Source organism: Streptomyces sp. NPDC001100 (assembly GCF_053598575.1).
The window spans coordinates 342,319-362,107 of sequence record NZ_JBSFKO010000002.1; the positions used below are offsets into that span (position 1 = coordinate 342,319).

The following is a 19,789-nucleotide window of genomic DNA, read 5'->3' on the forward strand; positions in this document are numbered from 1 at the left end:
TGATCAGCGCGTTGTGCGGGGACGATCACCGTTGGATCCCCTCTTGATCACTTTTTCGGCAGGGTGAGCCGGGCTCGGGCGCCCTTGAAGAGCGCGGTGCCCTTCTTCTCCGCGGGCGTGCCCTTGGGCATGTCCACGCGCAGTTCGTACATGCGGTGGTCGACGGTGCGGACGATCAGGGCCATGGCGCGGGTGGGGACGCCGGACTGTGCGTAGGTGGTGTCGGCGAGGACCGCGTCCTTGTTTCCGCGGAAGCTGGTGCGGGTGTACTGCGGGTTCGCCGTGCCCCGGCCCAGGGTGCGCGCCTCGGCGAGGGGCGCGTCGGTGGCCTTCCCCCATTCGGTGAGGCGGACACGGAGGGCTCCGGCGCCGTAGGTGACAGTGCGGCTGCCGGCTGCCGCCTGCGTCTCCAGAAGCTGGTACTGGGGCGGGAGGAAGAGGACCGCGTTCATACCGTCCCGCTGGTGGGCGGTCCAGGAGTCCGGGTCCTTGCCGAGGGGTCTCTCCAGGACGGTGCCGAGGACGAGGCCCGCCAGGAGGAGTGCCCCGAGGGTGACGAGGAGGGTGCGGCGGGGGCGGGGCTTGGGCCTGCGGTCCGGTCCGGGTTCGGTTTCCGGTACGGCGTCGGGGACGGTGGCCGCTTCTTCGAGTTCTTCGGGCTCCGTGTCCTGAAGGGCGACCGCCGGCTCCGGTACGTCCTTCCCCGCGGCCACCGCCTCCAGTACCGCGGCCACCTCCTCCGCCCCCGGCCGCTCCTCCGGGTCGCGGGCCAGCATCCTCACGATGAGCGGTCCGAGGGGGCCCGCCCGGGTCGGCTCGGGCGGTTCGCCGGACAGGATCGCGCCGAGGGTGGACTCCACGGTCGTACGGCGGAAGGGGGACGCGCCTTCGACGGCCGCGTACAGGAGTACGCCGAGCGACCACAGGTCGGAGGCGGGTCCTGCACCGGTGCCGGACATGCGCTCGGGGGCGATGAACTCCAGCGAGCCGACGAACTCGCCGCTGGCGGTGAGGGATTCCTCGCCCTGGATGTGCGCGATGCCGAAGTCGGTGAGGACGACCCGGTCGTGGGGGCCCAGCAGGACGTTGGCGGGCTTCACGTCCCGGTGCACTATCCCCACGGCGTGCGCCGCGCTCAGGGCGCCGAGCACGGCACGGCCGATGCGCGCGGCCTCGGCGGGGACGAGGCGTCCGCGCCCGAGCAGTTCGTGCAGAGACTCGCCACGCACCAACTCCATGACGATCCACGGGAGTTGGTCGTCCTCGATGACGACGTCGTGGATGGAGACGGCGGAGGGGTGGTCGACGCGGGCGGCGGCGCGTGCCTCGCGGTAGAGGCGGTGGGCGGCGCGCCGGAACTCCTCGTCCTCCGGGTCGCCGGGCAACCGCGGCTGTTTCACGGCGACTTCGCGGTCCACGAGTTCGTCGAAGGCCCGCCATACGGTGCCCATGCCACCGGAACCGATCCGTTCGAGCAGCCGGTAGCGACCGCCGACCAACCGTCCGTCGCGCACCTGTTCGCCGACTTCGCTCATACCCCATCAGTACCGTGCCGGATACGGCCTTGTCGACGCGCGTCCTACTTCCCGGGCGTCAGCGTGTCGCCCGCCCGCTGCACCTCCGCGACACCGCTCCCGCCGAAGTGCGCCGGAATCACCAACTCCCCTTCGTCCGCCGCCCGTTCGAGCACACGCCGACGGCTCCGGGCGGCCTGCCGGGGGTCGAGGCAGAAGCAGCTGCTGCACTCGGGGTGCGCGATCTGGACCGGGCTGTGCAGCAAGTCCCCGACGAACACGGCCCGTTCACCGCCCGAGGCGACCCGGAGGACGGACGAACCCGGAGTGTGTCCGGGCGCGGACTCCAGCGTGAGGTGTTCGTCTACGCGGTGGGTGCCGTCCCACAGGGTGGCCAGCCCGGCGCGGTGCACGGGCGCGACGCTGTCCTCGTAGGTCAGCCGGTCGTCGGGCCGTACCGCGCCGCCGTAGTGGTTGTCGGGGCCGAAGTGGAAGTCGTCGGCGGCGGGGAGGAGATAGCGCGCGTTGGGAAACAGCGGCTGCCAACTCCCGTCCACGTCATGGGTGTTCCAGCCGACGTGGTCGCCGTGGATGTGGGTGTTGACGACGACGTCGACCTCCTCCGGCCGTACGCCGGCCCGCGCCAGCCGGCCCGGCAGGTCGCCCCGGCTCATGTGGAACAGCGGATTGCCGGGCCGCTCCCGGCCGTTGCCGACGCCGGTGTCCACGAGCACGGTCCGTCCGGCGCTGCGCAGCACCCAGGTCTGGAGCGCCACGACCGCGGGCGTCTCGTGGTCGTCCGGCCACACTTCGGGGGGCAGGTCCGGGACGAGGGTCCGGACAGGCACGTAGGGCCTCTCCCACTCGACGACTCGGACGACTTCGACGTCACCGATCATGAAGGTCTGTGCGTTGTCCTCGGTCATGGAAAGGAGCTTAGGGAGCCAGAAGTGAGTGTCTCAATGCGAGATCTGCTCACTCGGATACGCATACGGCTCACCGGCGCACCCCTGTCGTAGGGTTCCGGTATGGACGTGGTGAGCGACGCGATCTCCGCCGTACGGACCGGGCGGGCCTCCTCCAACCGGCTTCGGGTGGGCGGGAGTTGGTGCACGCGGCTGGCGCCGTACGAGGGTGCCGGGTTCCATGTCGTGCTCGCGGGGAGTTGTCGGCTGGTGCCCGACGGGGGCGGTGAGCCGGTGGCGCTGGGCGCCGGGGATGTCGTACTGCTGCCGCACGGCGCGGGACATGTGCTGGCCGACCCGTCCGGAGACACGGCGCGGGCGGTGCCGTTCGAGGAGATGCGCCGGCCGGTCGGGGACGGGCCCGAGGTGGAGTTGCTGTGCGGGAAGTACCGGCTGGACCGGAGCCGTACGCATCCGCTGATGGCGGAGCTGCCGGAGGTGGTCCATCTGCCGAACCGGGTCGGCCGCCATCCCGAACTCCGGTCCGCCGTGGACCTGTTGGCACAGGAGTTGGACGAACGGCGGCCGGGGGCCTGCCTGGCGCTGCCGAGCCTGCTCGACCTGCTGCTGATCTACATGGTGCGGGCCTGGATGAGCGAGGCGGAGACGGGCGGTTGGCCGTCCGTGCTGAGCGATCCGGTGACCACGGCCGCGCTGCGGGCGCTGCACTCCGATCCGGCCGCCCCCTGGACCAACGACCGGCTGGCCGCGGCGGCGGGCGTGTCCCGGGCGACGCTGGCCCGCCGGTTCACCGCGTTGGTGGGTCGGGCGCCGATGGCGTATCTGACGTGGTGGCGGCTGACCTTGGCGGCGACCCGCCTGCGGGACACGGACGCCTCGCTGGCAACCGTGGCCCGCGAGGCGGGATATGGGAGCCCGTACGCCCTGTCGCACGCGTTCAGCCGGGAGTTCGGGGTGACTCCGGGCAAGTACCGGATGTCGGCGGTGAGTTCGTAGCTACCCGTCCTCGGGGTCGTCGTACTCCTCCGCGAGTCTCAGCCCCAGGTCGGATTCCCATTCCAGGGCCCATCGCCGCAGCTCCTCGATCTCCTCCGGGCCGAGTCCGTGGGCCGCGAACTGCTCGTCGCTCATCCAGACGACGCCCTCCAGCCGGTCCCGCAGCGCGAAGAGGTCGAAGTCCGATCCGTCGTACCGCAGGCCCAACTGCTCCAGCTCGATCACGGAGTGGTGGCGGCAGGCCGCGTGCACGTCGATCACGTCCTGCGGCAGACCACGATCACCGAGCGCACGCACACTCGTGAACGCCGACTCCTCGTGCCCCGCCGCCTCCTCACGCGTCCCCACCGCCACCTCCCCGGCGTCCGTCACCCGGTCAGATGTCCGTGCCGCCCGCTGTCAGCAGCTGCAGCCGGGTCCGGTCCAGTACGCCCGCGTAGGTGTGCACCTCGTCGATCTCGCCGGCCAGGTAGTCCGTGCCGCCGGTCGTGGCGAGGGTCCGGCCGAGCTGGAGGGCGCCGGTGGGCGTCCAGGCGTCGTCGCCCGCGACACTCGCGGTGTCGTCGGCGTACGCATTGCCGACGTACAGCCGCAGCTGGTCGAGCTTCTCGTCGTAGACCACCGCGAGGAACTCGGCGCCGTCCGACCGGCTGTGGGCGACGGGTGCGGTGACCGTCGTGGTGGGCGCGCCGGCGCTGTCCTCCTTGGCGACCACGGCCTCCCACGACTTGGAGGCGGCGACGTAGCGCAGGGTGAACAGGTCGGTGTGCTCGCCGGGTTGGGACAGCACCGTCATGTCGTGCGTGGCCGTGTCCTCGTCGAGGCGGACGTGAGCCGTGACCGAGAAGCCCGCGTCGGAGGGCCGTACCGCGTCCGGTGTGGTCGCGTAGTCGCCGTCGCCGTCCAGGAGGAGGTCGCCGGAGCCCACCATGGGGTACTGCACCGGGGTGCAGTCGGGGTTCACGTCGCAGTCGTCGGTGGCCGTGTAGATCGACGCGTCGCCCGCCAGGGTGAGCGGGTCGCCGCCCGTGTACTCGGGGCTCGTGCCGTCGGTCGCCGTGTCCAGGGCCCAGTAGCCCTGGCGCTGCGGGGTGCGCGTGGCCGCGGCCGTGATATCGCCGGGGACGAACACCCGGTCCCAGACGTCCACTTCGGTGAGCAGGCCGTGCCAGTGCGCGGTGGCCGGGTCGGCGCCCGCGCCGAGCCGCAGGGTGCCCGTGCCGCCGGTCGCGACCGTGTCGACGGCCGTGCCGGCGAGGTCTCCGTCGACGAAGAGAGTGGCCGTGTGCTGCTCGGTGTCGTACACGCCGACGAGGTGGGCCCACTCGCCCTGCTCCGGGGAGCCGCCGGTGACGCGTGTGGTGCCGCCGTCCTCGGTGGGCAGCGCGAAGGACCAAGTGGGGGCGCCGCTCGCCGAGTTCGTCGCCGTGCCCAGGGAGAAGCCCGCCTGGCTCACGGCCGTCATGTCGGTGTCGAGCGCGTCCGGGCGGACCCACGCGCCGACCGAGAAGATCTTCGCCGTGTCCACCGGGGAGTCGAGCGTGGCGTACGCCTCGGCTGTGCCGTCGAACCGGGCGGCGGAGGCGACGCTCGTCCCGGTGGGGCCCGGTGCGTCGGGGGTGACGCCGGTGCCGGTGTCCGCGCCGGAGTCGTGCTGCGGGTCCCAGTGGGAGACAGCCGCCCTGCCTTCGCCGACCTTGACGGCGTAGGTGGTGACGGAGCTGGCGTTGCCCGCGCCGTCGATCGCCTGGACCGTGAGGTACACCGGCGCCTCCCGCTGCGGCAGCCAGCGCAGGGAGACCGCGGCGCCGGGCTCGGCCGCCGTGAGGGTCCGGGGCACGTCGCCCGTCCAGTCGTAGCGGTACGACACCACGTCGTCGGACGCCGAGTCGATGACGAACGTGCCGTAACTACCCACACCGTCATGCCAGTTGCCGTCGTCCGGGTACTCCGGCGACGAGACGACCGGCGCCTGCGGCGCCTCGGTGTCGCCGGCCGCCGCAGCAACGCCCGTCAGGGCGGCGGTGGTCAGTGCCGCGGCCGCGCAGGTCATCCCTGCGCGTCTCCAGTCGGACGTCCTCAAGGTCAATCCCCTCCCAAGATCCGGTCAAGAGAGGATGACCTTAACTGCAGCCACTGACAACGGAGTTGTTTCACGGCCGCGGCAGCGCTCACCGGCTGTCGACGTCCAGGTTGGCGATCGCCGCCCGCGCCACCTCGCGGCCACGGGCGGTGAAATCGCCCTTGCCCGGATAGCTGACGGTGAGCCGGTACATGTCCCCGGCGGAGGTCTTGTAGTAGAGGATCCGCAGCTCGCGGGGAAGGGGGTTCTGGGTGTCGTCGGAGTCGTAGACGACCGTGTTCTCGGCGGACGGTTCGCCCCGGTAGGTGCCGGTCGGCTTCGGGACGGTCTCCTTGGCCTTGCCCATGTCGAGGTCGACGCTGCCGTTGGTCTTGAAGTCGCCGTTGTCCGAGTACATTTCGGCCGCCGCCGAGTCCTTGATGTACCCGTTGGGGTCCTCGGACTTCTTGTCGAGGCTCAGGAAGACCCAGATGCTGCCGCTCGGGTCGGTGTACGTGACCCAGTGGCTCTTGTCCGAAGTGCGGTCGGGGGTGGTCCGCTTGTACGCGGCCGGGACGGCGAGTGTCGCGGCCACATCGGACTCGTGGTGCTTCTTCCAGCCGTCCGGGAGCGGCCCCGCGAACGGGTCCGCGATCACCAGGTACGCGCCCGCCACCGCGCCCGCGACGACCACGGCACCGAGCCCGAACCACGTCCTGCGGCCCAACCGGCGCTTCCCCGGGGCTCCTTGGACGTAGCGCACCTCCTGCGTCGACGCCGGGGCCGGCGGGTTCGCCACCGATTCGAGTACGGCGCGCACCCGGGCCGCGTCCGGGCGGCTCGCCGGGTCCTTGGCCAGCAGGCCGGTGATGAGGTCGGCGAGCGGGCCCGGCGCCGAAACCGGCGGTGCGGGCACGGAGTTGAGGACCGACTGGAGGGTGGCGGGGGTGTTGCTGCGGCGGAACGGGGAGACGCCCTCGGTCGCCGCGTACAGGACCACACCGAGCGACCACAGATCGGAGGCGGGGCCGGGGCGCTGGCCCAACACCCTTTCCGGCGCGATGTATTCGGGCGAGCCGACGAAGCCGCCCGTGTCGGTCAGATTCGTCTCGCCCTCTATCTGGGCTATCCCGAAGTCGGTCAGGACCACCCGGTCGTGGCGGCCGAGCAGGACGTTGTCCGGCTTGACGTCACGATGCAGAACGCCCGCCACGTGCGCGGCTTCGAGGGCGCCCAGCACCTGGAGGCCGACACGGGCCGCGTCGCGCGCGCCGAGGGTGCCCTCCTGCAGTACCTCGCCCAGGGAGCGGCCGGTCACCAGCTCCATCACGATCCACGGCCGGCCGTCGACGACGGCCACGTCGTGCACGGTCACGACGGCCGGATGGTCGAGCCGAGCCGCCGCGCGCGCCTCGCGGCGCATCCGTTCGAACGCGTTGTCGCGTTCGCGTTCGGGAAGATGGTCCGGGACACGGGGCTCCTTGACGGCGACCTCGCGGTCCATCGCCTCGTCCCGGGCTCGCCACACCGTGCCCATACCACCGTGCCCGAGCTTGGCGAGTAGCCGGTAGCGCCCGGCGATCAGACGTCCGGTGCCACTGTCCCGCGAGGGCTGTGGCACCCTCGGTCTCGGTGGTTGCAGAACAAAACTCGTCGTCTCGTCGGACCCGCCGCCCTGTCCCCCGTCGCTGCTCATGGGTCCATCCATATCGCGGCGACCGCTCCCGTATCCACAGTGAACGCGTTCCGGTCACACACCCGTGACTCGAACGGTCACCTATCTCCCTTTTGCTCCGGTACGAACGATACGAGTCACGCCGGTACGAACGTGTCCAGCGCGACGTCGAAGTACTCCTTCGCCTCCCGCACCTTCCCGACCGGCGCCGACACCCACACGTCGTACATCCGGCCACCCTCCTCCCAGCACAGGTCGTAGGTGTGCCGGGGCCCCTCCGCCGTGCTGAAGCCGTTCCAGGTGAACTCCCAGAGCGCGGCGGGGTGTCCGTAGTGGGTGGTGTCGGTGACCTTGCCGTCGTGGTAACCGGGGTTCGTGTCCGCCCCCTTGGCCGCCGCACTCTTCATCACCGCGAGCGGGCCGCCCGCTGCGGGGTCGGACATCCTGATGCCGAGGCGGAAGGTCTCCCCCGGCGACATGTAGAAGATCCGCTCGCCCTGAGGGACGCGCGTGAAGTCCTCCGGTACGGCGAGCGCGAAGCCGTCGGGGTCGTGGGCGACACGGTAACCGGAGGGAGCGGTGGGGGTGTTGGCGGTCTTCGAGGGCTTGGGGGTGGGGGTGGGCGACGGCGATGACCTCGTCCCGGTGCTGGTCGAGGTCAACGGCGCCGAACTCGCCGGCGGGGAGGCCTCCTTGCCGTCCCCGCGCATCAACAGCGCCGCCGCCGACACCCCCGCACCCGCCATCGCCGCGACCAGCAACGCGGCCACGAGGACACCGCGCGTGGAACGCCGAGCGGGCGGCACGTCCGTGACGGGGGGCGTGGGTGACGGTGTCGACGGCTTGGGTGGCGCCAACTCCCGTAGCGGAACGTCCTGTTGGGTCGGCGTGTAGCCCCGCGTCGGGTGCGCGGCGCGCCCGTCCGCCGCCTTCGGCGCCCGCCCTGTGCCCGCCTGCGGTGTGCGCCCCGTCTTCAGGAAGGCCCGCAGCATCCGCTCCGCCTCCGCCGCCCCCAGCCGCCGTTCCGGATCGCGTTCGAGCAGTCCCCGTACGACGGGCAGCAGCGGCCGGGCCTCTTCGGGTGGCCGGATCTCGTCGAAGACGACGGCGTGCAGGATGCCGCCCAACGAGTCGCGCCGGAACGGCGATTCACCGCTCAGCACCGTGCACAGCAGCGCGCCCAGGGACCACAGGTCGGACGCGGGGCCGGTCCGCACGCCGGACATCCGCTCCGGCGCGGTGTACTCGGGCGAGCCGACGAACGCTCCGTTCTCGGTGAGCGTCGTGGCGCCCGCGACCTGCGCGATGCCGAAGTCGGTCAGGACGATCCGGTCGGCGTCGGCCTCGTCGGAGGCGGTCTCCAGCAGCACGTTCGCCGGTTTGATGTCACGGTGCAGGACGCCCGCCGCATGCGCCGTACGCAGCGCACCGAGCAGGGCGACGCCGATCCGCGCGGCCTCGGCGGCGTCGACCGGGCCACGCGCGGAGATCCGGTCGGCGAGCGAACCGCCCTCGATCAACTCCATGACGATGTACGGCCGCTCGTCCTCCTCGACCACGTCGTGAAGGACGATGATGTGCGGATGCCTGAGCTGCGCGACCGCCCGCGCCTCACGCAGCGTACGGTCACGGTGCTGCCGGGCCTCCTCCTCGGAGAGGGAGTCGTCCTGGGCTATCTCCTTGACGGCGACCTGCCGCCCCAGCAGCTGGTCGGTCGCGCGCCACACGACGCCCATGCCGCCCCGCCCGAGCCTGGCCTCCAGACGGTAACGGCCCGCTACGACACGGAAGTTGTCTCCCGGAGTCCCCATACGCCTCATGATGCCCCACCGGACGGACCCCTCACCGGTGCGGTGTCCAGCCAAGTACACCGGCTTCAGGGGTGATCATTTTCAGCCATGACGGATTTTGAAACGAATGCAAAGCGTGGCAAATGACCGGCCCATACGTCCCATACGTCCCATACAAGGTAAAACGGACGGCCGGAATCATGTTGCCTCATGAGCCGGGGAGGGCAGACCTTTCAAAACCCTCGGACATCGCACACCAGCAGAAAGGCTGAACGAAATGCCAAGCGCCGCTTGATGCTCTCACCGCTTGGCTTCGCCCTCTCGCCAGCCCTGAAGGACCGACGTGAACTGCTTGCTCGTCGTCGCCCAGTCCTCGGCCGGCGAGGACATGTAGATCGCGTACTCGACGCCGTCACGGGACATGTACGTCTCCTCGATGGCGCGCCGCGGCCCCGGGTACGTGTTGTCCTTCGGCGTCGCGGTCCAGGTGCAGTCCCACAGGGAGCCCGGCCGGTCGCGGAAGGTGTTCGCCTCCAGGGTGACCCGGTGGTAGTCGGTCAGATCCTGGATCTGCTGTTCCAGGTCGCGCTGGTGGGCGTACGCGGTGGAGAAGTCCGGCGCGGTGTCGACGGCGATGCGCAGGAAGTGCTTGTTGTTGTCGGGCGAGTAGTCGACCTGCTTGATGGTGCCGTCGACGCCGTAGACCTTCCGCGTCCAGCCCTCGGGGAGGGAGACACTGAAACCGAACGGATCGTCGTGGGTTTCCCAGCCGGCCGGCGTACCCGAAGTCGCCGTGGGGCTCGGCGACACGGAGGCGGACGGGGAGGTGGAGGCGGAAGGACTGCCACCCTGCTCACGCCCCTGGTTCCACTTCTGCAGCCCCAGCGCGGCACCCCCGCCGACGAGCGCCGCGAGGACGACGACCAGGACGACCGAACGGAGCCGGCGACGCTTCGCCGGGGCCGGCGGACGGGTCGTGAGGGGAACGACGGGCGTCTGGTGGGTCGTCGGCCCGGTCGCCGACGGGTACGGCGTCGCACCCCCGGACGGCGACGGGTACGGCGTCGCGCCCGAACCCGAACCGAAGTCCTCCGCGAACGAGCCCTGCCGTGAGCCCACCCGCTGCGTCGGCAGCCACTCCTCCGCCGACCGGGGCCGTCGTCCCTCGGCGGCCTCCGCGAGCATCTGCTCGGTCTGGTCCGCGTTCGGCCGCAGGTCGGGGTCCTTGTTCAGCAGCGCGGCGATGACGGGCGCGAGCGGGCCGGCGTAGCGCAGTTCGCCGGCCTCCTCCTCGACGACGGCCTGCATCGTGGACAGCGGCGAGGTGCGGCGGAACGGCGACCGGCCCTCGACTGCCGTGTACAGCGTGGCGCCCAGCGCCCACAGGTCGGAGGACGGTCCCGGGTCGGCGCCGCGGACCCGCTCGGGGGCGAGGTAGTCGACGGAGCCGACGACCTCTCCGGTCCGCGTGATGGTGCTGTCGCCCTCGATCTGCGCGATGCCGAAGTCGGTGAGCAGCACCCGCCCGTCCTGCCCGAGCAGTACGTTGCCCGGCTTGACGTCACGGTGCAGGACACCGGCGGTGTGCGCGGCGCGCAGGGCGCGCACCACCCACAGGCCGATGCGCGCGGCCTCGGCCGGCTCGATGCGGCCCTGCTGCTTGACCTCGTCGGCCAGCGAGTTGCCCTCGACCAGCTCCATGACGATCCACGGGCGGCCGTCGTGTTCGAGGACGTCGTGCACGGTGACGACGGCGGCGTGGTTGATGCGCGCGGCGGCGCGCGCCTCGGCGCGGGTGCGCGCCAGCAGTCTCGGCTGGTCGCTCTCGGAGACGTAGAGCGCGGCCGTCAACTCCTTGATGGCGACGGCCCGGTGCAGCACCTCGTCGTGCGCACGCCACACCCGGCCCATGCCTCCGCTGCCGATCGATTCGGCGAGCCGATAGCGCCCCGCGAGGAGCAGGCCCTGCATCTGATTCACGTTGCCCCGCAATGCTCTTGACAGGCTCAGCGTAAGGACCGGCCCTCCGACAGGGAACCAGCGGGGTACCAAGGAGACCGCACTGTGACGGTTGTCGCTTCTGCGGCCGAACGGGAACCATACGGCTCCGGCGCGCCGCCTCCGTGGGTCAGCCGGTGTACTGGTAGGTCGACGACGCCTGCTCGTACAGCCGTGTCACCTCGTCCCGTTGGGCCTCCGGGCCGCGTATCTGCACGATGTGGTAGCGGCCGTTGATGAGGAACACCATGTTGCGCACGAACAGGTCGCCGCCCTGGCTGTCCGTCCAGGTGAACTGCCCCTCGGCCATGGTCCTCCCGCCGACCGTGATGGTCCGCAGCCCGGTCGCCGTGGCCCAGCTGGAGTCGCGGTAGGGCTGCAACTCCCGCTCGGTGTCCCGCTGGTACACCATCGGGTCGCTGCCGTACGTCGAGGCGTTGTCCCGCCCGGCCACCACGATCAGCTCGAAGTCGCCGTGGGAGTAGACCACTTGGCCGCTGCCGTTCTTCGGCGTACGGGTCCAGCCCTTGGCGACGGCGACCTGGAACCCCACGGAGTCCTTGCGCAGCACGAAGCCGTCGGCGACGTTCGAGCCGGTCTGCGTCCCGGTCGAACCAGCCGATGTGGAGGGGGTGTTGGAGGGTTCGGGCGAGGTCTGGTCGGGCTGCGGCTGGCTGCTCGCCGGGGCCGACGACTGGCCGGGCGCCGCACTCACGTCCCCCGCCGCTCCCGTCCTGTCCCCCTGCCCGGCTCCGGTGTCCTCCCCGGCCTTGGGCAGGAAGAGCATGGCGTAGGCGATCGCGCCGGCCAGCAGCAGGAAGATGAGCACCAGCAGGGTCCGGCCGAGGCGCCGGGGCGACCCGGTGACCTCCTGCTTGGCCCGCTTGTGCCGCCCGTGCGGGCTGGTCGCGGGCAGCCCGGCCCGCCGCCTGCGCACCAGCTCGCCGCGCCGGCGCACGATCGGCAGCCGCCGCGGGTCGGTCGGCGGAGTGGCGACGACATGGGCACCGGCCTCGGGCTCGGGCGCCGAGCGCACCAACGACCGCAGCCAGCCCCGGAGTTCCTCGAAGTCCAGCCGCTCGGTCGGGTCCTGGCGCAGCAACGACTCCACGACCGGCCGCAGCGGACCGCACTCCTCAGCGAAGGCGGGCGGCTCCGCGCACACGAGCTGCACCAGCTCGGCGGTCGCCTCCTCCGGATAGGGAGCGTGCCCCTGTACGGCCCGGAAGAGCAGCGCGCCGAGCGCCCACAGGTCGGTGGCCGGCCCGATCGGCGCGGCCAACTGCCAGTTCTCGTGCACCGGCACGGCCTGCTCCGGCGCCCACCGCTCGGTGACGGGCCCCACGACGGTCATCCGCACCTGCCGGGCCCGCTCGGCCGCCAACGCGGTCGCCGGGCCACGCCGGACGGGAGCTCCGGCGGCGGCCAACTCGTCCCAGCGGGCGGGGGGCTGAGGGTGGGGGTGGGGAGAGTTGTCGGGGGCGGGGGGTTTGTCGAGGCTGGGGGCGTGCGGGGTGCCGGTGCCGGTGGAGGGTCGGCCGGGGAAGTAAGGGGCCGCCGTGGGAGCCGTGTTGGGCACGCCGGTGCTCGTGCGGGCGCCGTGGGCCGGGGTGTCCGCACCGGTGAAGGTGTCCGTCGGGGAAGGTGCGGCGGGGCGGGGAGCGGCGCCGTGCCAGGCGGCGGTGTTGCGGACACCGTAGGGGTCGGCGATCTGCCCCGGCGGCGTACTGCCGCCCGTGTGTTCCACTTCATGGCCACCGGCGTACGGCAGCGGCGACGACGGCAGCGCGGCCGAACCGCCCAGCTGCGCACCGCTGTTCTCGCCCTCGGCGGCGGGCCGGGCGCCGGGCAACGCCGGCCGTCCCGGCTGCTGGGACTCCTGCACCCGGGCGGCGGCACGCGCTCCGGCCCGGTACGCGGCGATGGCCCCGGCCCGCGCCGCCCGGACGTCGCCGCCGGTGTCCACCTCCCGGCGAGCCAGCGCGGCCGACGCCCCGCTCCCGGCAGCGCCCTCCACCCCGACTCCGGGCAGTCCTCCGGCGGCCCTGGCCTCGATGGCGGCCCGCCGAGCGGCCTCGGGGTCCACACCGGCGGGACTCACGGGACGACTTGGGGCAACGGGGCCTTCACCGTGCCGCGCAGCACCAGCACCAGCACCAGCACCAGCACCAGCACCAGTACGGGCTCCGGAGCCGGAGCCGCGGAAGTCGGCGGGGATCGCAGGGGCCGTAGAAGCGGCGGGTGCCGTGGAACCCGTAGGAACTCGGGGAGTTGGAGGAGCCGGGGCACCGCCGTGCTGTCCGTGCTGTCCGGGGTGTCCGCTGCCGCCCTCGGCCTCGCCGTCCTGCGGTGGCACCGGGTCGTAGCCGCACAGTGCCTCTTCCGCCGCGCCGACCGCGAGGCCGGTCAGCATCACGCGGCCGTCGTCGCAGACGAGCACCGTGCGCGCGGTGATGTTGCGGTGCACCCAGCCGTGCGCGTGCAGCACGCGCAGCGCCATGAGCACGTCGGAGGCGACCTCGGCCGCCCGGTACGGCGACAACGGCTTCTCGGCGAGCAGCGCGGCGAGGGGCTGGGCGGACACCAGTTCGCTCACTATCCACAGCGAACCGCCTTCGGCGAACACGTCGAAGACCTGGTCCAGCCGGGGATGGTCGGGGATCCGCGCCGCGGCCTGCGCGGCCTCGACAGCACGCCGTACCGCCGGATCGGTCGGCCGCCGGGTGGCGGTGCGCGCCGCGGTCGGCCGCCGTGCGCCCCGGTCGCGGGCGGTGAACCCGTCGGGCAGCCCGTCCTCGCCGAGCACCTCCGCCTCGACGACCTCCGGCAACGGCACCTGGCGTACCAGGACTTCCTGCCCGCTGTAGGTGTCGAAGGCCCGGGTCTCGGTGAGTTCGTACTCGTCGGAGGGCGGCAACGGCAGGCGGTAGCGGTCGGCGAGCACCCGACCCGCATAGTCGTCCACGTTGCCTCCCCCGGCCGCCCGGTTGGTCAATTCCGTTCGCCTTGCGCCCCGTTCCGCCTTCATACCTGGATGCGTACGGTCTGCAACCACTCACGATACGTGCCGGAGGCAACCCGCAAAGAGGGGTTGACGGATCTGGCGCGCCAAACCCTGACCCACCCGCCTCACGACTTCGGTTCGAACGTCTTCGTCAGTGTCGTCCAGGTGTCCTTACGCAGCTCACTGTCCCAATTAGCGGCTTTCGCGGTGTACATGAGCGCATAACCGAGATGGCTGTTGACGACGAATCCACGGTCGATGGTCCGGTACTTCGTCCCGCCGTCCGTATAGGTGAACTCCCAGTCGGCCGCGTTCCAGCCCCGGTAGCTCACCCCCGCTATGCGGATCCGCGTGTACCCGGAGCGCGTCATGTACTGCTCCTGGTTCTGCCAGTCCGCCACCGGATTGCTCTTCGGCGTACTGGTCCAGGCGATCAGCAGCTTCTGCCCGTCGGGGCCGACCAGCCGGACTCCGGCGGAGTCCGTCGACTGGTACGACCAACCGGCGGGCAGGCCTATGGAGAACCCCTGGCTCCCCTTGTACGTCTTCACGACCGCGGCGCCGCCCGAGGAGTCGTCGGTCTGGTCACCACTCCCGCCGGACGCGTTCGTACCGGTGGACGTCGACGTGCCGCCCGAGGACGACGCCGTCGACGAGGAGTCGGTCTGCGCGCCGCCCGTGTTCGCCGTGTCGCTGTCGTCCTTCTTGGTGTCGTTCCCGGCGCTCGCACCCGCGCTCGCGCTGGCGACCGCCTTGCCGCCGTCGTTCTTCTTCGACCCCTTCGAACCGCTGTCGTCACCGCCGCCGAGCGTGAGCGCCAGCACGACACCGATCACCGCGAGCACGACGACCACCGCGATGATCACCAAGGTCCGCTTCGGCACCACATCGGTGAGCGGCGCCCTCGGCACGGGCCGCGGCGGCAGATCCGGCGGCGTCATCACGGGCCACCCGGAACTCCGGCCACCCGAACCCGAGTTGGCTGCACCCACCTCGTGCGTCGCACCGGGATCCTTGGCACCGGAGTCCCCCAGCCCGGTCTCCCGCAGCCCCGACGCCTGCACACCCAGGTCACGCGTCCCCGGGTCACGCGCATCCAGGTCACGCGTCCCCGCGTCCGCCGCACCGGCCTTCGCCGTCGAACCGGCCGCCGCTCCCGAACCGGCGGTCGCCGCACCGGAAGCGCTCCCCGACCGAGCCGAAGGCACCGCGGGCGTCCGGGCCCCGGCAGCAACAGGCCCTGAGCCAGCCGCCGTTGCACCCTTCGTGCCGCTTGCGCCACCGGCCTCGGAAGCACCCGAGCCACTCTTGCCCGGCTTGCCCGACGTCCCCGAGGCGCTGCCCGAGCCGACCGCACCGGTCCCGGCACCAGTCGCTCCAGCACCCGCACCCGCACCCGCACCCGAGTCACCAGGCTTGCCGGCAACGGAAGTTGAAGCCGCTCCTTCAGCGGAATCCACACGCGTGGCCGAGTCCGCGGCCGCACTCGAACCCGCTGCCGCCGAAGTCGCCGCCCCGGCTCCCGCCGAGCCCCCGGCGGCCTTCCGCATGGACCGCAAGGCCCCACGCAACCGCTCGGCCCCCGCCGAAGCCCCGCCACCACTCTTCTTGCCGCCGGACTCCACGGACCCCGGCTGCGCGGGCAACGGCACGACCCTCGTCGCGTCCACCGGCACCGGCTCCGGCTCGGCCTTGGGCTCGGGCGCGTGGATCACCGCGTTGAGCATCGCCCGGGCACCGGCGTCGTCGAGACGCTGGGCGGGGTCCTTGTTCAGCAGGCCGTAGATGACGTCCTTCAGCGGCCCGGCGTTCTTCGGCTCCTCCAGCGGCTCGGTCATCACCGCGGTGAGCGTGGCGATCGCGGAACCCTTGTCGTACGGCGGTGTGCCCTCGACCGCCGCGTACAGCAGGCCGCCGAGCGACCACATGTCGGCCGCCGGACCCGGCTTGTGCCCGCGGGCCCGCTCCGGGGAGATGTACGAGGGCGCGCCGACGAGCATGCCGGTGGAGGTGATCGACGGGTCGCCCTCGACCTGCGCGATACCGAAGTCGGTGAGCACGACCCGGCCGTCCTCGGCGATCAGCACGTTCGACGGCTTCACGTCACGGTGCAGGATGCCCTCCCGGTGCGCGGACCGCAGGACGTCGAGTATCGCGAGCCCGACCTCCGCGGCGCGCCGCGGCTCCAGCAGGCCGTCCTCCCGGATGGCCTCGGCGAGCGACTTGCCCTCGACCAGCTCCATGACGATCCAGGGCCGGTCGTCCTCGTCGACCACGTCGAAGACCGTCACCGCGCTGGTGTTGCGGATGCGCGCGATGGCCTTGGCCTCGCGCAACGTGCGTGTGATCAGCCGCCGTTTCTCGTCCTCGTCGATGCTGGACGGGAACCGCAGCTCCTTGACGGCGACCGTCCGGCCCAGGGTTTCGTCCTCGGCACGCCACACCGTGCCCATGCCTCCGCGGCCGAGCACCTCTCCCAACCGGTACCGCCCGGCGAGAAGACGCTCGTTCTTGTCCCGACGAGTGTCCTGACGGGATGTCCCCGCCCGCTCCGCCTCCGACATGCGTCCCCTCATGCAACCCGCCCTGACAGAGCCTCCATTGTCCCCCACCGAACAAGTGCCCAACGCCCAGGGGGCCTCTCGTCGTGCACCTCTTGTGCATCCCGTCGGATATCCGGCGCAGGTCACACAGCCAAGCCGGGCAGGATGACCGTCGAGAACGGAGGTTCGCGATGCCCATCCCTCGGACACTGCAGGCCATTCCGCTGTCCCTGGCACTCCTCTGCCTGTCCACGGCCGCTTCGCAGGCAGGCCCGACGCCGGCCTCGAACGCCCTGGTCCGGATGCTGGTCACCCGGGGCGGAGCCCCCGCCGCGGCGCTGCTGGCGCAGGACGGGACGGGCTTCCGCTACGCACAGGCCGGAACCGGAATCGGCCGTGCCGACCACTTCCGCGCCGGCAGCATCACGAAGACCTTCATCGCGACGGTGGTCCTCCAACTGGCCGCAGAACACCGGCTGTCCCTGTCCGACACGGTGGAGCAACACCTGCCTGGCCTGGTGCGCGGAGCGGGCAACGACGGGCGCGCGCTGACCCTGCGTTCCCTGCTCACCCACACCAGCGGCCTGTACGACTTCACCGCCGCCACCAGGGGCACGGTCCCCGTGTCACCTCTCACGGCCGTCCGTATCGCGCTCACCCACCCTCCGGCCGATCGAGGCCGCTTCTCCTACTCGAACACCAACTACGTGCTGCTCGGCCTGGTCATCCACCAGGTCACCGGCCGCTCGTACGCCACCGAGGCCGAGCGCCGCATCATCGCTCCGCTGGGTCTGACGGGCACCTCCTTCCCGGGCTCCCGCACCACTCTTCCCGCGCCGCACGGCCGCGCCTACGCGGCCGACGACTCCGACGTCACCGACCTCGACCCGCGGGTGGCCGGCGCCGCGGGCGAGCTGGTGACCACGCTCGCCGATCTGGACCGCTTCTACGCGGCCCTGCTCGGCGGCGGACTACTGCCCTCGCGCCGGCTGCGCGAGATGCTCGGCACCCGTACCGCACACGGCTCGTACGGCATGGGGCTGTTTCCGGTGAGACTCTCGTGCGGCACCACGGTGTGGGGGCACAACGGCCGGATCTCGGGCAGCTACGTGCGCACCGCAGCCACCGTCGACGGCCGTCATGTCCTCACCTTCCGGGTGAACACGAGCGAGATCGCAGACCCCGGCCTCGAACCGGCCCTGCTCACCGCCGAGTTCTGCCCCCGCACCTCGTAGAACGGCCGGGTTCCGGACAAAGATCCCAGCTCGCGACACTCGTTCGAGTGAAGCCGACGGGCATGCCGGGCGAAGCCGACCGCACCCGGCGTCGGACGGCCGCACCCGTCAGCCATCGGCACCGGCATCGGCATCGGCATCGGCTACAGCGGTGCGATGTCCGGCGCCCCCAACCGCGCCGCGTCCGCCGTCAGGTCGTCGGGCTGGCGCTGCGACTCGCGCTCGGCCTCCACCCGCTTCTCGTAGTGCTCGACCTCGCGCTCGATCTGGTCCTTGTCCCAGCCGAGCACCGGCGCCATCAGCTCGGCGGCCTCGCGGGCGCTGCGGGTGCCCCGGTCGAAGGTCTCGATGGAGATGCGGGTGCGGCGGGTCAGCACGTCGTCCAGGTGCCGCGCGCCCTCGTGCGAGGCGGCGTAGACGACCTCGGCGCGCAGATAGTCGTCGGCGAACTGAAGGGGTTCGCCGAGGGCGGGGTCCTTGGCGATGAGGTCGAGGACCTCCTCCGCCATCGAACCGAAACGGTTCAGCAGGTGCTCCACGCGGACCACGTGGATGCCGGTCTGTGCGGCGATCCGCGCCCGCGCGTTCCACAGCGCGCGGTAGCCCTCCGCGCCGATCAGCGGCACGTCCTCGGTGACGCACTCGGCGACCCGCATGTCGAGCCCGTGCACCGCCTCGTCCACCGCGTCCTTGGCCATCACCCGGTACGTCGTGTACTTGCCGCCCGCCACGACCACGAGCCCCGGCACCGGATGCGCCACGGTGTGCTCGCGCGACAGCTTGCTGGTGGCGTCCGACTCGCCGGCCAGCAGGGGCCGCAGCCCCGCGTACACGCCCTGGACGTCGTCCCTGGTCAGCGGTACCGCGAGGACCGAGTTCACGTGCTCAAGGAGGTAGTCGATGTCGGCGCTGGACGCGGCCGGGTGGGCCTTGTCGAGGTCCCAGTCGGTGTCGGTGGTGCCGACGATCCAGTGCCTGCCCCACGGGATCACGAACAGCACGGACTTCTCGGTGCGCAGGATCAGGCCGCTGCTGGAGTTGATGCGGTCCTTCGGTACGACCAGGTGGATGCCCTTGGAGGCGCGGACGTGGAACTGTCCGCGCTCGCCGACCATCGCCTGGGTGTCGTCGGTCCACACGCCCGTGGCGTTCACGATCTGCTTGGCGCGGATCTCGTACTCCCCGCCCGCCTCGACGTCCCGCACCCGGGCGCCGACCACCCGCTCGCCCTCGCGCAGGAACCCGGTCACGCGCGCGCCGTTGGCGACCTTCGCGCCGTACGACGACGCCGTGCGCACCAGGGTGGCCGCATAGCGGGCGTCATCCATCTGGGCGTCGTAGTACTGAAGGGCCCCCACCAAGGCGTCCTTCTTCAGCGCCGGTGCCACGCGCAGGGCGTGACGGCGGCTCAGGTGACGGTGGGTGGGCAGGCCGCGTCCGTGGCTGCGGGCCATCGACATGCCGTCGTAGAGCGCGACGCCCGAACCGGCGTACAGGCGCTCCCAGCCCTTGTGCTGGAGGGGGTAGAGGAACGCCACGGGCTTCACCAGGTGCGGGGCGAGCCGCTCCAGGAGCAGCCCGCGTTCCTTCAGGGCCTCGCGGACGAGGGCGAAGTCGAGCATCTCCAGGTAGCGCAGACCGCCGTGGATGAGCTTGCTCGACCTGCTCGATGTGCCGGACGCCCAGTCACGCGCCTCGACCAGTCCCGTGGACAGGCCGCGTGTCACGGCGTCCAGGGCGGTGCCCGCGCCGACCACGCCCCCGCCCACCACGAGCACGTCCAGTTCGCGCTCGGCCATTCCCGCCAGTGCCTCGGCTCGCTGCGCCGGACCCAGTGTCGCTGTCCTCACCGCTGCCTCCCGCTATCGGTAGCGCCGGCCGCACCCGTTCGGCGAAGCCCGGTTCGTATCCCTCCTGCCCAAATTCTGACCGGGTTGCCCGACTTCAGCCACCACTCGCCCCCAGCCTGTGGACAACAATCACAGGACTGCCGAAAAACACAGCCGTCCAATCCCGCATAACGGTCATATTTACTCCTAGTCTGAC

The 19,789-nt window shown here is 71.6% G+C and carries 12 protein-coding genes; 2 read left to right on the forward strand and 10 right to left on the reverse strand.

The features are described 5' to 3' along the window. Window positions 1–47: 47 nt before the first annotated feature. A complete protein-coding gene (locus ACWDEW_RS03815) occupies window positions 48–1,535 on the reverse strand; it encodes a serine/threonine-protein kinase (protein ID WP_450509263.1) in 1,488 nt (495 codons plus the stop codon). Between the two features lie 44 nt (window positions 1,536–1,579). Next, entirely contained in the window at window positions 1,580–2,440 is an 861-nt protein-coding gene (locus tag ACWDEW_RS03820) for an MBL fold metallo-hydrolase (protein ID WP_450509265.1), read from the reverse strand. A gap of 102 nt (window positions 2,441–2,542) precedes the next feature. On the opposite strand from ACWDEW_RS03820, the gene ACWDEW_RS03825 reads away from it, so the two are divergent. Beyond that, window positions 2,543–3,436: an AraC family transcriptional regulator gene (locus ACWDEW_RS03825; RefSeq protein ID WP_450509267.1), complete on the forward strand. Its 894-nt coding sequence runs from the start codon at window positions 2,543–2,545 to the stop codon at window positions 3,434–3,436. Here ACWDEW_RS03825 and ACWDEW_RS03830 read toward each other — a convergent pair whose 3' ends face one another. The 7 genes from ACWDEW_RS03830 to ACWDEW_RS03860 form a co-directional block, all read right to left on the reverse strand. Next, window positions 3,437–3,784: a hypothetical protein gene (locus tag ACWDEW_RS03830; protein WP_450509269.1), complete on the reverse strand. Its 348-nt coding sequence runs from the start codon at window positions 3,782–3,784 to the stop codon at window positions 3,437–3,439. A gap of 28 nt (window positions 3,785–3,812) precedes the next feature. Further along, the gene (locus tag ACWDEW_RS03835; protein WP_450509271.1) at window positions 3,813–5,489 is read right to left on the reverse strand and encodes a LamG domain-containing protein; all 1,677 of its coding nucleotides are present in this window, start codon (window positions 5,487–5,489) and stop codon (window positions 3,813–3,815) included. 118 nt (window positions 5,490–5,607) lie between these two features. Next, window positions 5,608–7,194 (reverse strand): serine/threonine-protein kinase, encoded by a 1,587-nt coding sequence (locus ACWDEW_RS03840; RefSeq protein WP_450509273.1) that lies wholly within the window; start codon window positions 7,192–7,194, stop codon window positions 5,608–5,610. Window positions 7,195–7,310: 116 nt separating this feature from the next. Further along, entirely contained in the window at window positions 7,311–8,984 is a 1,674-nt protein-coding gene (locus ACWDEW_RS03845) for a serine/threonine-protein kinase (protein WP_450509275.1), read from the reverse strand. A gap of 279 nt (window positions 8,985–9,263) precedes the next feature. Then, entirely contained in the window at window positions 9,264–10,934 is a 1,671-nt protein-coding gene (locus ACWDEW_RS03850) for a serine/threonine-protein kinase (protein ID WP_450509277.1), read from the reverse strand. 157 nt (window positions 10,935–11,091) lie between these two features. Then, window positions 11,092–13,926: a protein kinase gene (locus ACWDEW_RS03855; protein WP_450509279.1), complete on the reverse strand. Its 2,835-nt coding sequence runs from the start codon at window positions 13,924–13,926 to the stop codon at window positions 11,092–11,094. 164 nt (window positions 13,927–14,090) lie between these two features. Then, window positions 14,091–16,529, reverse strand: a complete 2,439-nt coding sequence (locus ACWDEW_RS03860) for a serine/threonine-protein kinase (RefSeq protein ID WP_450509280.1) — start codon at window positions 16,527–16,529, stop codon at window positions 14,091–14,093. A 170-nt stretch (window positions 16,530–16,699) separates the two neighbouring features. Between ACWDEW_RS03860 and ACWDEW_RS03865 the strand changes: the two genes are divergently transcribed. Beyond that, window positions 16,700–17,743 (forward strand): serine hydrolase domain-containing protein, encoded by a 1,044-nt coding sequence (locus ACWDEW_RS03865; protein WP_450509282.1) that lies wholly within the window; start codon window positions 16,700–16,702, stop codon window positions 17,741–17,743. 143 nt (window positions 17,744–17,886) lie between these two features. Here the strand turns inward: ACWDEW_RS03865 and ACWDEW_RS03870 are convergent, their stop codons facing one another. Then, window positions 17,887–19,593: a glycerol-3-phosphate dehydrogenase/oxidase gene (locus ACWDEW_RS03870; protein ID WP_450509284.1), complete on the reverse strand. Its 1,707-nt coding sequence runs from the start codon at window positions 19,591–19,593 to the stop codon at window positions 17,887–17,889. Window positions 19,594–19,789: the final 196 nt, after the last annotated feature.